This is a genomic window from Desulfobacterales bacterium, assembly GCA_034520365.1.
In the GTDB taxonomy this organism is placed as follows: domain Bacteria; phylum Desulfobacterota; class Desulfobacteria; order Desulfobacterales; family Desulfosalsimonadaceae; genus M55B175.
The window spans coordinates 646,458-660,340 of record JAXHNP010000007.1; the positions used below are offsets into that span (position 1 = coordinate 646,458).

9 protein-coding genes are annotated in these 13,883 nt (G+C 51.4%); 3 read left to right on the plus strand and 6 right to left on the minus strand.

Annotated features, from left to right (window positions below; genetic code table 11):
• Nucleotides 1–112: 112 nt before the first annotated feature.
• Nucleotides 113–5,443: an excinuclease ABC subunit UvrA gene (uvrA, locus tag U5L07_17050; protein ID MDZ7833455.1), complete on the minus strand. Its 5,331-nt coding sequence runs from the start codon at nt 5,441–5,443 to the stop codon at nt 113–115.
• Nucleotides 5,444–5,795: 352 nt separating this feature from the next.
• On the opposite strand from uvrA, the gene U5L07_17055 reads away from it, so the two are divergent.
• Nucleotides 5,796–6,863: a DUF2156 domain-containing protein gene (locus U5L07_17055; GenBank protein ID MDZ7833456.1), complete on the plus strand. Its 1,068-nt coding sequence runs from the start codon at nt 5,796–5,798 to the stop codon at nt 6,861–6,863.
• A gap of 12 nt (nt 6,864–6,875) precedes the next feature.
• Nucleotides 6,876–8,186, plus strand: a complete 1,311-nt coding sequence (locus U5L07_17060) for an SDR family oxidoreductase (protein ID MDZ7833457.1) — start codon at nt 6,876–6,878, stop codon at nt 8,184–8,186.
• Between the two features lie 8 nt (nt 8,187–8,194).
• Here the strand turns inward: U5L07_17060 and U5L07_17065 are convergent, their stop codons facing one another.
• The 5 genes from U5L07_17065 to U5L07_17085 form a co-directional block, all read right to left on the minus strand.
• Nucleotides 8,195–9,121, minus strand: coding sequence for a hypothetical protein (locus U5L07_17065; GenBank protein ID MDZ7833458.1), 927 nt, complete (start codon nt 9,119–9,121; stop codon nt 8,195–8,197).
• Nucleotides 9,103–9,273 (minus strand): hypothetical protein, encoded by a 171-nt coding sequence (locus U5L07_17070; GenBank protein MDZ7833459.1) that lies wholly within the window; start codon nt 9,271–9,273, stop codon nt 9,103–9,105. Before U5L07_17070 ends, U5L07_17065 begins: the two co-directional genes overlap by 19 nt.
• 108 nt (nt 9,274–9,381) lie before the next feature.
• Nucleotides 9,382–11,589: a DNA methyltransferase gene (locus U5L07_17075; GenBank protein ID MDZ7833460.1), complete on the minus strand. Its 2,208-nt coding sequence runs from the start codon at nt 11,587–11,589 to the stop codon at nt 9,382–9,384.
• Between the two features lie 27 nt (nt 11,590–11,616).
• A complete protein-coding gene (locus U5L07_17080) occupies nt 11,617–12,213 on the minus strand; it encodes a hypothetical protein (GenBank protein ID MDZ7833461.1) in 597 nt (198 codons plus the stop codon).
• Nucleotides 12,203–12,433, minus strand: coding sequence for a helix-turn-helix transcriptional regulator (locus tag U5L07_17085; GenBank protein MDZ7833462.1), 231 nt, complete (start codon nt 12,431–12,433; stop codon nt 12,203–12,205). Before U5L07_17085 ends, U5L07_17080 begins: the two co-directional genes overlap by 11 nt.
• A 156-nt stretch (nt 12,434–12,589) precedes the next feature.
• Here U5L07_17085 and U5L07_17090 point away from each other — a divergent pair, with 156 nt between their 5' ends.
• Nucleotides 12,590–13,801, plus strand: coding sequence for a site-specific DNA-methyltransferase (locus U5L07_17090; GenBank protein ID MDZ7833463.1), 1,212 nt, complete (start codon nt 12,590–12,592; stop codon nt 13,799–13,801).
• The last annotated feature ends 82 nt before the right edge of the window (nt 13,802–13,883 follow it).

Here is a 13,883-nt window from a genome sequence, read left to right on the forward strand (position 1 = left end):
CTCCTATTCCGCAGAGCCCATGCCATAAAGAAGATACTGATCCTTGACGATGATCCCGCCAATATGGCGCATTATATCTTTTGCCGCATATATACCTAAAAAGTCAAAAATGTTATTTTGCCTCTTTTGCCCCCTTCTTACTTGTAACGACTCGATGGCGCTCTAAATACGGCCTGAGGTATCGGGCGGTAAGCGAGTTTTCAGCTTCCGCCACGGTTTCCGGCGGCCCCCAGGCTACCACCTGGCCGCCGTTTTTTCCGCCTTCCGGGCCGAGGTCGATGATGCAGTCGGCCGCGGCGATCACGTCCATGTCATGCTCGATCACCACCACGGTGTCTCCGCGGTCCACCAGCCGCTGCAGAACAGAGAGGAGCTTGGCCACGTCCGCCATATGAAGCCCGGTGGTGGGCTCATCAAGGATGTAGAAGCCGCCGGCGCTTTGGCGGGCGGTAAGTTCCGAGGCGAGTTTGATGCGCTGGGCCTCGCCGCCGGAGAGCGTCGGGCTGGGCTGGCCGAGCTGGATGTAGCCAAGGCCGATGTCTGATAAAAATCTCAAGGGCCGCGCCATGTCCGGAAATGCGGAAAAAAGATCCAGCGCTTCATCCATGGTCAATGCGAGCACATCCGCGATGGAGCGGCCTTTGAAGGTCACCGCCAGGGTGTCCGGGTTGAAGCGTTTTCCCCCGCACACATCGCAGGGAATGTGAATGACCGGCAGAAGCGGCATCTCCACCCGGTGCCGGCCCTGGCCCTTGCAGGCCTCGCATCGGCCGCCGGAGACGTTGAAGGAAAAACGGCCGGCGGTGTAGCCCCGGGCCCGGGCTTCCGGGGTTCTTGAAAAAACTTGCCGGATGGCGTCCATGATACCCACGTAGGTGGCCGGCACCGAGCGGGGCGTTCGGCCGATGGGTGATTCATCAACCTCCTTGACGCTTTTGATTAATTCTGCGCCGGAAAGATTGGAAAGCAAGGGCGGCAGTTTTTTCCCGGCCAGTTTGGCCCTGATCGCCCGGTAAGTAATGTCCCGGACCAGGGTGGACTTGCCCGACCCGCTGACGCCGGTGACGCAGACCAGCCGGCCCAGGGGAAATTTAACGGTAAGGTCTTTTAAATTATGGCAGTCCACCCCGGCTACGGTGAGATGGCCGGCGTCTTCAAGGGGCCGCCGGTGGGCCGGCGTCATTTTGTCGGTACCCTTGAGCCATTGGCCGGTGACGGAGTCCTTTGTTTTTTCAAGCATTTTAGGGGTGCCGGTGTTGACGATCCGGCCGCCGTAAGTTCCGGCGCCCGGCCCCAGGTCAATCACGTGGTCCGCGGCCCGGATCACGGGCTCTTCATGTTCGACCACCACCACGGTATTCTGGCGGTCGCGCAGATCGCAAAGCGCCTTTACCAGGGCCAGGGCATTGTGGGGGTGAAGCCCCACAGTGGGCTCGTCCAGCACGTAGCAGACCCCGCGCAGGTTGGAGGAGAGCTCTGCGGCGATTCGCACGCGCTGGGCCTCGCCGGTGGACAAGGTGTTGGTGGCCCGGTCCAGGGATAGATAGCCCACCCCCAGGGAATTGAGCAGGGAGAGCCGGGTCATCAGTTCCGGAATAATTTGACGGGTGATGTCATTTGCCCCGGTGTTTAAACCGGAAAGCCAGTCCAGGATCTCGGAAACCGGAAGTGCGGCCGCATTACCAATATGAAAATCGCCGATTTTGATTGCCAGGGCCTCGGGCCTTAAGCGGGTACCACCGCAGGCCGGGCAGGGGCGGGGCTCTGCGTCGCCGTTTTCTTCGTCATTTACAGTTCGTCCGCTCCCCTCGCAGACCGGGCAGGCGCCGAATTTCTGGCTCCATGTAAAAAGCCGCGGATCGGTGACCGGCAGCCCGGCCCCGCATTCCGGGCAAGCCCGGCGGGTTGAGTAGAAATGATCCGCACCGGATCCTTTGGGGGTGACGATAATTGTGCCGGCCCCGGTTTCCAGGCCTTTTTGGATGTCTGCCCGGATATCTGCTTCATGCTTTTTGTCTATCGAGCGGTTGGCTACCACGGCTTCAATGTCGTGGATCCGGTACCGGTCAAGCTTGGGCGGATGCGCGGATTCATATATTTCTCCGTCAATCCGGACTTTTGAATATCCGTTTTTGGCCGCCCGCTTGATGACGTCTTCGTGATAGCCTTTACGTTTGCGGATAAGCGGGGCCAGGACCCAAACCTGCCGGCCGCGGAAATGCGCCATCACCTGGCCGGTGATTTCCTGGGTATTGGCCGCCTTTCCGGGCACGCCGCATTCCGGGCAGAAGGGGGTGCCAAGGGCGGCAAACAGCAGCCGCAGATAGTGATAGGCTTCAGACATGGTCCCCGCCGTTGACATGGCGCCGGCCCGCGAGACTTTCTGCTCAAGGGCCACGGTCGGGGGCAGCGAATCGATCCGGTCCACGTCCGCGCGGGCCAGCGGCTGCATGTATTGCCGGGCATAGGCGGGCAGGCAGTCCAAAAAGCGCTCCCTTCCCTCGGAATAAAGGACGTCGAACGCCAGGGTGGATTTGCCGGACCCGCTCACCCCGGTAATTGCCACCAATTGATTTCTTGGGATGTCAACCGACACATTGTCCAGGTTGTGCTCCCGGGCGCCGGAGATGCGGATGCTTTTGTCGGTTTTGGCGGCCGCCGGTTTTTTATTCATTGAGGGATCGAAATAGCGTTCGGAAACCTGCCGCAGGGCCTTTCCGGTGAGTGTCTCCATTTCGGCGATTGTTTCAGGCGGCCCCTGGCCAATGATGCGGCCGCCCTTTTCCCCGCCTCCCGGACCCATGTCGATAATCCAGTCCGCGGATTCCGCAAGGTCCATGTCATGCTCGATCACTACCACGGAGTGGCCGGCTGCAACCAGTTTCTGAAGGGCGGCCACCAGTTCGGATACATTGGCCGGATGAAGTCCGGTGGTGGGCTCATCCATCAAAAAGAGGAGGTTTTCGGACTGCCGGGCCCGGGCGAGGTGCCGGGCGAGTTTCAGGCGCTGGGCCTCGCCGCCGGAGAGCGTGGGCGCGGACTGGGAAAGGGTCAAATAGCCCAAACCGATATCGATCATGGGCTGCAGGGCATCAGTGATTTTCGCATTGTCGGCAAAAAGCGCCGCCACATCCCGGGCGGGCATGGCCAGCACATCGGCAATGGAATACCCGTTATGCCGGATATTTAACACCTCGGGGGAAAACCGCCGGCCGTCACAGCCCGGGCACTTCACGTAGACATCCGGCAGAAACTGCAGCTCCACCCGTTCAAATCCCGCGCCCTGGCAATGGGGGCAGGCGCCGGCCGCGGTGTTAAAGGAAAATGCCGATCGCGTAAAGCCCATGGTCTTTGCCTGTTCTGTAGCAGCAAATACCGATCGCAGGGGATCAAGCACGCTCATGTAGGTAGCGGCGTTCATCCGCGCGTTTCTGGAGAGCGGGGCCTGGTCGACAAAAACCGTCTCGGCGATCTGCTGGTCACCCAGGATTTCCCGGCATCGGCCCGGCTCCATGACCTCAAGCCCCTTCTGCCGGCGCAGATTTCGATACAAAACCTGATCAATCAAGGTGGATTTTCCGGATCCGCTCACCCCGGTGATGCAGACCAGCATGCCCAGGGGAATGTCCACGTTTAAATCTTTCAGGTTGTTTTCAGCCGCTCCCATTATCCGGAGCTTATTTTGCGTTGTCTGCCGCCGGTTCTCAGGCCGGGGAATTTTTAAATCCCCCTTGAGATATTTGGCGGTTTGGGATTGCCGGCGCTTGATAAGGCCGGCGAGGGTCCCCTGGTGGACAATGCGGCCGCCGTCAAGCCCCGGGCCGGGCCCCAGGTCGATAATCCGGTCCGCCGTTTGAATAAAAGCCGGATCATGTTCAATTACCACCACAGCATTGCCGTCCGCTGCCAGCTTAGACAGTACCCGGGCCAGGCGTGTCTTGTCGCGGGGGTGCAGGCCCACGGACGGCTCATCCAGAATATAGAGGGTGTTGGTAAGTGAGGTCCCCAGGGCGGTGGCCAAAGTGACCCGCTGGGTCTCGCCGCCGGAGAGTGTCCGGGACTGGCGGCCGAGTGTCAGGTAGTCCAGGCCCACATCCCGCAGGAAGCGCAGCCGGCTGCGGATTTCATCTAACAGCATATCTGTGGCCCGGTCCGGGGATTCCGGGGTAAAGCTCCGGAAAAAATCCGCCGCATTGGAGATCTGCATCTGCTGGATGTCGGCAAAGGTCTGGTCGGCGATGCGAAACTGCAGGGCCACAGGTTTTAGCCGGGCACCGTGGCAGGCCGGGCAGGTGAGGTACTGCCGGAACCGGGAGTGAAAAATCCGGGCGTGTTTTTTATACCGCTTGCGCTGGAGCCAGTCAAAAAAGTCCCGGATGCCGTACCATGCGCCCTTGGGGTCCCCGTTCCAGACCAGGTCTTTGACCTTCCCGGAAAGATCCCGCCAGGGCATGTTTGCTGGCAGTTTGCGGCGGCGCATGAAATCCATCAAGTCTTCCTGGCATGCGGAAAAGGTCGGGGTCTGAAACGGCCGGATGCAGCCCTCTTCAACGCTAAGCGAGGCGTCCGGAATAACCAGGTCCGGGTCGATGTCGATGATCCGGCCGAACCCGTTGCAGGTATCACAGGCGCCGATGGGATTGTTGAAGGAAAAAAGCGCCGGCACGGGGTCGGCATAGGCGATATCGCAGGCCGCGCAGTGAAGGGTTTGGCTGAAATAAAGCGGCGTTTCCCGGCCGTCGATGCGCACCTCCATCCGGCCGCCGCCGAACCGGAGGGCGGATTCGACAGAGTCAATCAGCCGGCTTCTTCGATCCGGGGCAATGCGTACCCGGTCTAAAATTACGGTCACGACGCCGCCGGCATCCAGGCCGGCCGTTTCCAGCCGTACAGCCCGGCCCTCTTCAAGCACCCGGGAAAAGCCGGCCTGCCGTAAGGTGTCCCGGATGGCTTCGGCGCTCGCATCCCCGAAATCCCTTGTAAATCCGATAAGGGCGGCTTCGCCTTCCGCCGCAGCCAAAATATCCTCGAAAATGCTGGACGGGGTGTCCCGCCGGACGGGCTTGCCGCAGCCCTCGCAATACAGTGTGGCCGCCCGGGCGAAAAGGGATCTCAGGTAGTCATCTATCGAGGTAATCGTTCCCACGGTCGAGCGCGAGGTCTGAATCGGCGAGGTGCGGCCGATGGCAATGCCGGGGAGTACGCCGTCAATCCGGTCGGCATCCGGCCGGTCCAGACGTTCCAGAAACTGCCGGGCATAAGGGGAAAAGGTTTCCACGTACCGGCGGTATCCCTCGGCATAAAGCACCTCAAAGGCCAGAGAGGATTTGCCTGCGCCGGCCACGCCGGTGACGACCGTGACCGCGCCCACGGGAACAGTGACATTTATATTTTTCAGGTTGTTCTGTCTGGCATTGACAACCCGAATGGGATTCTGGGGCATATATTATCATACTCCGGATTTAAGCTATTTTAGGTAACTTCGGGTGTTGGGTATTAGGTATTAGGGTAAATACCCAACACCGAAAATAATAACGGATTCGGGAAAATCCACGTAAAGATTAAAAAATGCATTAAACACGGTTCATTATACGAACAGATGTAAAGTCACTAGAGTTTAGCTAGTGATAGACTCGGGTTCTTTTCGAATTGCGTTTGATTAAAATTGTGTCATATTTACACTTACATTTCGAGTGGGGGGAAAAGGATTTTTAGGCGGGTTTGTTTGTAGCGGCATTTAAATCGCTTTTTATCATTATCGACCCTCATGTTTTTATTTCAAAAAGGAACTGTTTATGCCGATGTTTGATTTTTCGTCAAAAGTCATGAATCCGGGTGATGTTATGCAGGGCACGTATCGCCTGCCGTCAACGGCAAAAAGGGCCATGCCAACCACAGAAGCGAGGGGGTTCAGCCTTGATGAGCGGATGGAATATCTGCGGGCATACGGCAGCCACTGCATGTCGTCCTCATTGCTTCAGCCGGGAATGGAATATTTTGACATGCCGGGCAAGGGCTTTATCGCGTATCGGTCTAAATGGGGGGCCAAGATGACGCTGGCCGACCCGGTCTGCGATGAGAAGGACCGGGAGACCCTGATCGGCGAATTTCTGTCCCGCTATCGGAATGTCGGGTTTGTGCAGATTACGGAACCGGTGGCCGAGTTGATGAATCAGGCGTTTGGCTTCTATGCCACCCAGTTTGGCATTGAAACCGTGGTGGACCTGGAAAACTGGACCCTGTCCGGCAAAAAAAAGCAGGTTCTCAGAACCGCGGTCAATCAAGCCCGCAAAAAGGGCGTGGCGATCCGGGAAGGCAGCAATGACACCAATTACCGTGAACTCTCCGATCAATGGATAACGACGCGAAAAATAAAAAACCGGGAAATCGGGTTTTTGATCCGGCCCATGGAAATGGATCATCAGCCGGATACGCGCAAATTTTTTGCCTATATAAATGATGAGCTCATCGGGTTCATCTTTTTTGACCCGGTTTACAAGGACGGGGAAATTATCAGCTATGTCCCCAATATATCAAGATTTTCGAATTCATTCCGGCAGGGGATCTTTTACTCGATTATGACTTACGCAATGGAGAAATTTAAGTCCGAGGGCATCAAAGAACTTAATCTGGGGCTTTCCATATTGATCTTAAATGACGACGACAGGCCCCATGAATCCCGGGTGTTAAAGAACATTGAGCGGCTGATATACAGGTACGGCAATTTTATTTATAGTTTTAAGGGTATTGAATTTACCAAATCCCGGTTTCAGGGGCGGACAAACCGGTTCTACTGCGCCCATAAGGGCTTTCTGCCGGCGATAAAACTGATCTCGGTTTTCAAACTGGCCAATGTCTTCTGATAAGGGGGAGTGATGAAATATTTCGTAACCGGCATCACCGGCACTGTGGTCCCTGTGATCATCGAAAAATTAATGACAAAAGATCCGGAACCGCAATTTTATTTTGCCATCCGAAACGGGTCGAACGGGGAAACGATTCAGGCCCGCTTTGACAAGCTGGTCCAGGCAATGGACATGGACCGGGCTGCCCGGGCAAAGCTCTCCGCACGCTCCAAACTGGTTGAAATTGATGTGAAAAAAGAGCGGCTGGGCATCGCTCCGGATGTTTATCAGGAGCTTGTTGAAAACACGGAAAAGATCCTTCACGGTGCGGCCGACGTGCGGTTTGACCAGCCCTATGACAGCATCCGGATTCCCAATGTGGAATTTACCGAAAAAATATACGGGCTGTTTGATGCGATTAAGCAGTATCGAAGATCCGCGGGCTTAACAGAGGCCACATTATATTACATCGGCACCGGCTATTCGTACGGTATTTACAAAAAGCCTATCCCCGAAGATTTTCCGGAGTTTCATCCGGGAGAACCGGACAACACCTATGCCCGGACCAAGGCTGAGGCCAAGCGGTTCATGCTGGACAAAATCAATGAATTCAACGACCGGATCGTGATTTTTGAGCCCACGATCATCGGCGGGTCCGCCAGAACCGGCAAGACCCGGGCCTACAATCTGCATTATACAGTCATGATGCTTGGCTACCTGGGCAAACTCCCCTTCCTCACCACCCCCAACAACACTTTAGATATAGTCCCCGTGGATTGGGTGGCGGCGGTGGTCTCGGATATCATGGCAAAAGACGAGTTCCACCAGGGGAGCCTGCGGCTGGCCAGCGGCGATGAGGCGATCAGTATCCGGACCCTGCATGACGTGGGCTATGATTACTATGTGAAAAATGATCCTGTTCCGGGTCACGTCATACCAAAAATTAGGTTTGTGCCGCACTGGGCCTTCCTGTCCTTGGTGCTGCTCCAGAAATCCGCCTACCGGGCCCTGTATTGGGTCTCCCGAAATAAGCGCTACCGGAAATTGATCAAGGGGATCAGCCTGCTGGAGGGGTATTTCCCTTATATTACCGGCTACAAAAAATTTGAAAACGCCGGGAGCCTGGCCCTTATCGAAAAATACACGGACTGCACCAAGGCGCCCCCGCTCCAGGATATTTATGATGAAAACGGCAATCTGGTTGAAAAAGGGTATTTGGAAAAGATTATGGCAGACACCCTGGATACCGGCTGGGGCGGACTGGTCGATTTTGAGCGCCTGGAGAGAAAGACCGCGGCGTACAAAAGTCCCGAGGCGGCATATAGTACGTCCCGCAAATAATACTGATTTCAATAAAAAAAGCTCATCCATAAGTATATATTATCCGCCGGTGCTTCTTGAAAAGAGTTGACGGGTAGGTCGAAGCCGCCGAATTCCGTATCGGAACCCCCATAATAAACGTTTGCGCCGGCGGTGATCTGCAGGTTCTGGGCCGGGTCCCAGCTCAGGCGGGGCTGAAAAACGCCCGAGGGGTCCCGCGGGTTGGTGATTACGGTGATATGGCCGTCTAACAGGGGATGCAACTCCACCTGGAGGTGGGCGTCGAAATAGACGCGGCCCACGGTGAACCGCTCCCCGCGCTCAATCCGGTCAATGAGGTCCCGGTCATACCAGACATTTTCATATTCTCTGGTCCCCAGGCCGGTGTAGAAGCACTCGATCCAGCCGTACATGTTCTTGCCCCACCAGACCCAGGAGTAATCCAGGTTGGCGGCAATGCTCGCAAAGCCGCTTTCTTCGCTTTCATCATCTATCCAGGTATAGGTCGCATCCAGCCGCCAGGCGGCACTGCCGATGTATCCGATCCAGCCGATGCCGGCCACGATGTCCTCATAATGGACGCCGGCCATGACATCCATCTCCAGGCGCCCCACGTAAGTGTGGTACTTGGCTGCAGCCGAGGATTCTTCCCACTCGACATTCCCCGTTTTCGGGTCCCGGCGCGGCACGTAAAGTGCCTGAATTTCCCCGGTCGCGCCGGTATAGGTCTGGATTGTGGCCATATCGTCGCCGACTTTGTAGTCGCGCTCCACATCCGTCGGGGAAAACGGGTTGAACAGGTCCATGGAGTTGAATAAAAATCCGTTTCCCCAGGTCAGCGCCTGCCGGCCGACCCGGAGAGAGCCCCAGTCCCACCGAGCGGTCACGGTTATCCGGTCAAGCCGGTGGTAGATATGGTAATCCGTGTGGGCGGTGATCACGTGGGTGAGATCCATGAGCCGCCGGTGCCGATCATTTCATAATGAAGATCCACCTGCCAGATTTGTTTAAAGCGTGCACTGTGCTTGGACCGAAATTCAAAAGCCGCGTCATGCAAACGCTCCCGCTCCAGGATGGTCAGCCGGGAGCCGGCCGCCGGATCACTCACCGAGCCCCGCAGCCGCAGATGCCCGCCGGAGTCAAGGGAAAAGGCGGATTTGCAATGGGCAGGGGGGCCAAGCAGGCAGAACGCCAGGAGGATCGTCGGAATCAGCCTTTATGAATCCTTTAACTTTAGAAAAAGGATATATTCATTCCTCATCGTATTGGATATTCCAGAAATCTGCCGCGCAAGCGTCCTGACAGTTGTGAATCCATGGTTTGAAGCAAGTTCAACAATAATTTTATGAAGTCCTTTTACTTTTTCCTTTGGAATCCCGAGCGCTTTGCTCAATTGATTATCATTGGTGCCAATAACCATCGTGCAAAAACAGGAGGGTTTTAACACGCGGGCGCATTCTGAAAGAAGCTTATCCATATCTTCAATGTATGATTCATATTTTTCTTTTACGGTTTTTCCCCGAAGCCCTATCATCCGTTCTTTGAGTTGATCAATATCTGCCCCTATACAATTGAGGTGGTACGCATCATTTTCCAGGTAATTGATGGCAAAGCTGTACGGGGGTGAAAATATTATGCCGTCTGTGCTGCAATCCTCGATCGCCATATGACGGGAATCCCCTTCCAATATCAGGGCGGTTGAAGGGGTGAGATTGAAATTGTGCATCACATCTTGAATTTTTTTAACTACAAAAACATAGCGTTCAAGAATAGCCTGAAATAAGGTCAAAGGTGATTTTTTCTTGCTTCTTTCGGCATATCCAGCGCTGTCCAGGTATGCCAAAAATAAAAAATCAAAAATTTCCGGCAGGTCATCGCCGATAAGGTTGGCTACCTGATTTAGAGTATTCTCTTTTTCAGCCATAAGGGATTGCTGTGCAGGTAAAACAGAATGTGTCCCACTTTCTGTTTTGCTGGTCTGATCGGATTGATTTGCAAAATCAGAAAAAATTTCAAACAGTTTTTTGGTTTTCTCTATTGCGCGATCCAAGGGGGTGGTGGGCAGGGTTAGTGAATTGTATTTTACTTGGGTCATGAACCGGCAAAAAGGGCTGGCATCGATTCCGATTGATCTGATTCCCATAAGGCTGGCTTCTATGGGAACGGTGCCTGATCCCATCATGGGATCCAATACGGTATCACCGGCTTTTAAGCCCATGACGTTTATCAGGGCTTTAATCATTTGGGGATGAAATTTTCCCCTGTAAGGAAACAATCCATGTGTCGCATAGCCCGTTCTGAACTGATTCTTTTGAAAAAAGGATTTCAGGCGGGATGAGGAATAATGAGGCAGGCGGACGGATTCGCCGGTGCACATAAGGTAATGATTGGTGAACTGATCCCCGATGCGGGAAAAATATGCGCCATTTTGAATGAGTTCTTCTTCGCTTAATATTCTGCTTTCGTAATATGCGAGGGCAAGTTCATATACTTCATTTAGTTGTGGCGTGAGAACCACATTCTGCGGAAAAAGGCAATGAAACATGCCTTTGGAGAGGACGTTTTCGGGCTCTATGCAATCATTATCACTAATTTTTGGTTTTATTTTTGGATAAGAACCCGAGAAATTATTTGTTAAAATTTGTTCAAGTATTTCTTCCCAATCATTTTCAACCTCTTTTCCAATAATCAAATAATCGATCAATCCCTGGTTCATGATATCGATAAACCGCCTGAGATCTGATCTCCTGCTGCTCCATTGCGCTTTTCCATCAAGGAAAACAATATGGTTAATTTTTTGGTTCACCCTTTCTTCGTAATCCCTCAGTTCCAATCCGATAAGGTGGCATTCGTATAACGCGTCACTCATTTTGCTGCCACCTTGGGTTTTCCCCCAATATTCTTTTATTTCCCAAATTATTTCTGGATTAATTAAAGAAGGTATTGCGCCATCGAGGTTTCTTCCTGAAACAAGTATTTCATTTTTGTGATGCCACGCACATCGACCTTGGGGATTAGAATTGATTGGCAAGCCGATTGTTGAACAAACATTTTCTGCAATAGAAGTAACCGCAGAAACCATTGCTGCAGAGGATTGATGATGAGTTTTATTTCTAGTTTCTGTTTTTTTTACCGGGAAACAATTCTTTTCGCAATAATCCACCGCCTCATCTTCATCACGGAGTTTTTCAAAGGCAATTTGAAATAGCTCGCCTTGTGTTCTTTGATATTCAGAATATAACTCAATAATCTCGTCATTGATTATTAGCGGTTCGTGCCCCTCAAATTCAATTTTTCCGGATCTTTTGAGATTATGCTCAAAATCTTTTTTAATATTTGTTTTGTTCTCAGGTGGGATCATTCTTATAATGTTCCACAAGGGGTGGCGCCACCCTAAATCGATCCATTTTTTTTCAGCTTTCATCCAATCATTCCAATGCGGGTTTTCGTTTTATCTAAGTGCTCTGCCGTCAGTGCCTTTTTTTATGGGTGGACTATTAAATGACAGTTCATCGTGTTCTATTTCTATTACAATCAGGACCCCTTCATTAATTGACAAGTTTCGCCATACAGGAAAATAAGGCTCGATTTCCGCGTAATTGCCGATTCTATCGGTTAAATATTTGTACATTTTCCGTGAAGGCAGTATTAGAATGCCCCCTGCCAATATGCCGTCCAAAAGCCCCACCGCCATTTTATTTAAGGCACGGTGACTGGATGAGATGTTGCCGGTTTCCCATTCAACAGCAAAAAATTTTTCAGTAGATAATTTTTTTAAGGCATCTATGGGGCCGGGCCGAAGCCTGGATACAATGGACATTCGTTGCTCAAGTTTCCAGCCGAATTCCGATAGAAGAAGGAGGAATCCGTGTTTTATCGGTACCACGCCGTTTGCCATTTTTTCCGGATAAAGCGAAAAAAGGTCGTTTTTTTCCGGCCAAACAACTGCATAAATCGCCTTTTTGACTTCATCCAAAATATTTTCGAATTCTCTGGAAGCGCCGAAATTTCCCGATTGGATGAGAAAATCAATTTTTTTAATTTTCATTGAGGTAGGTCTCAACTTTTGAAATGATAGCAGTCGGTGAAACTTTCAAAGCCTTGGAGAGTTTCAAAATGCTGATCAACGAAGGCTGCCTCAGGCCTCTTTCCAACAAAGAAATATAGCTCCTGTCCAAACCGCTCTCCTGGGCAAGCTTTTCTTGGGAAAGTTTTATTTTTTTTCTATAATGGCGTAAGGTCAGGCCAAAGGCAATTTCCGGCTTCAATAAGAAACCCTCCTTGAAAACAAATACATACAGGAAAAAAGGCTATTTTATCTACAGACTATAGTCCTCAAAAATTGATTGATCAGCTTATTATTTTATGTTATTTATTAACTGAATGGTGCGAATAAACTATTTTAAGACAGATATAGGCGGCATATGAAGGGCTTATTTTTTGAAGCGCTCGGAATAAAAAGTAAGGACGGTCAATCCGCACAAAAATTTGCTCGGCAGGTGGGGATGCCTTTGGAAAGGCTAAGGTATTTTAACGATAATAATAAACTTCCCACCGGGAGTGATATGAAACTCATATATAATGCCACCGGTATAAATAAGGAAGAGCTGATGCTTAAAATGGGGCTGCTTGACAGCCGGCTTTCTTCTGTACTTCGAAAGAACGCAGATCAGATCTATTCTCTCATCAGCTCCCAGGTCGAAAGCGAAAATGAAAGGCTCCCGATGCCTGCTCCGGTATATGAGACAGGCTTGGGAAGATTATACCAAGGCGACAGTTTGGACCTGATGAAAAATATCGATGATGACACCATTGATCTAATATTTGCTGACCCTCCATTTAATTTAAAAAAACTTTACCCCTCAAATATAGATGACGATTTAAAAAGTGACCAGTATCTCATGTGGTGCGAAAGATGGGCTGAGGAATGTATCCGTATACTGAAACCGGGGGGAAGCCTATTTATCTGGAATTTGCCGAAATGGAATACATATATGTCCGCCTACTTAAATGATAGGCTGACATTCCGGCATTGGATTGCCGTGGATATCAAGTATAGCTTGCCAATTAAAGGCCGGCTTTATCCATCTCATTATTCCCTTTTATATTATTGTAAAGGGGATAAGCCCAACCGGTTTCATCCGGATCGTTTGCCTATGAGTATTTGCCCGCACTGTTCCGGCGATTTGAAGGATTATGGGGGATATAAGCATAAAATGAATCCGGATGGCGTTAATTTAACTGATGTTTGGTTGGATATCCCGCCTGTCAGGCATAAAAAATACAAAAGAAGAAATGGCTCGAATGAACTTTCAATTAAACTTTTAGACCGTATTATCGAGTTGGGCTCGGACAGCGGTGATTTGGTATTTGACCCCTTTGGTGGATCAGGAACAACCTATGCTGTCTCGGAAATAAAAAACCGCCGCTGGATCGGTATGGAGATTGGTCCTGTTGAAGACATTGTGACTCGACTTGAAAATATTAATGAAGATCGAACTTATCTGAGTAAGATAAGACAAAATATTAATTGTCTAATTTCAAATGAAGACTTGGAAAAAAGAATAGAGAATAGTTGGTGGACGCCAGCTTCGGTAAGAAAAAAGGTAAAAGAAAGGATGGGGTATAAAACTTGATTCCATAATTATTAAATTTATACAGACATCATACCGCTTTCATTGTATTTTCCTTTACTAATCGGCACGGGCGCCGGTGAAA

Bases quoted from the DNA above. Each gene is read 5' to 3' on its own strand.
- U5L07_17065 (MDZ7833458.1), bottom strand. From the start codon at position 9,121: ATGGATCTCACCCACGTGATCACCGCCCACACGGATTACCATATCTAC.
- uvrA (MDZ7833455.1), bottom strand. From the start codon at position 5,443: ATGCCCCAGAATCCCATTCGGGTTGTCAATGCCAGACAGAACAACCTG.
- U5L07_17055 (MDZ7833456.1), top strand. From the start codon at position 5,796: ATGCCGATGTTTGATTTTTCGTCAAAAGTCATGAATCCGGGTGATGTT.
- U5L07_17090 (MDZ7833463.1), top strand. From the start codon at position 12,590: ATGAAGGGCTTATTTTTTGAAGCGCTCGGAATAAAAAGTAAGGACGGT.
- U5L07_17080 (MDZ7833461.1), bottom strand. From the start codon at position 12,213: ATGAAAATTAAAAAAATTGATTTTCTCATCCAATCGGGAAATTTCGGC.
- U5L07_17075 (MDZ7833460.1), bottom strand. From the start codon at position 11,589: ATGAAAGCTGAAAAAAAATGGATCGATTTAGGGTGGCGCCACCCCTTG.
- U5L07_17060 (MDZ7833457.1), top strand. From the start codon at position 6,876: ATGAAATATTTCGTAACCGGCATCACCGGCACTGTGGTCCCTGTGATC.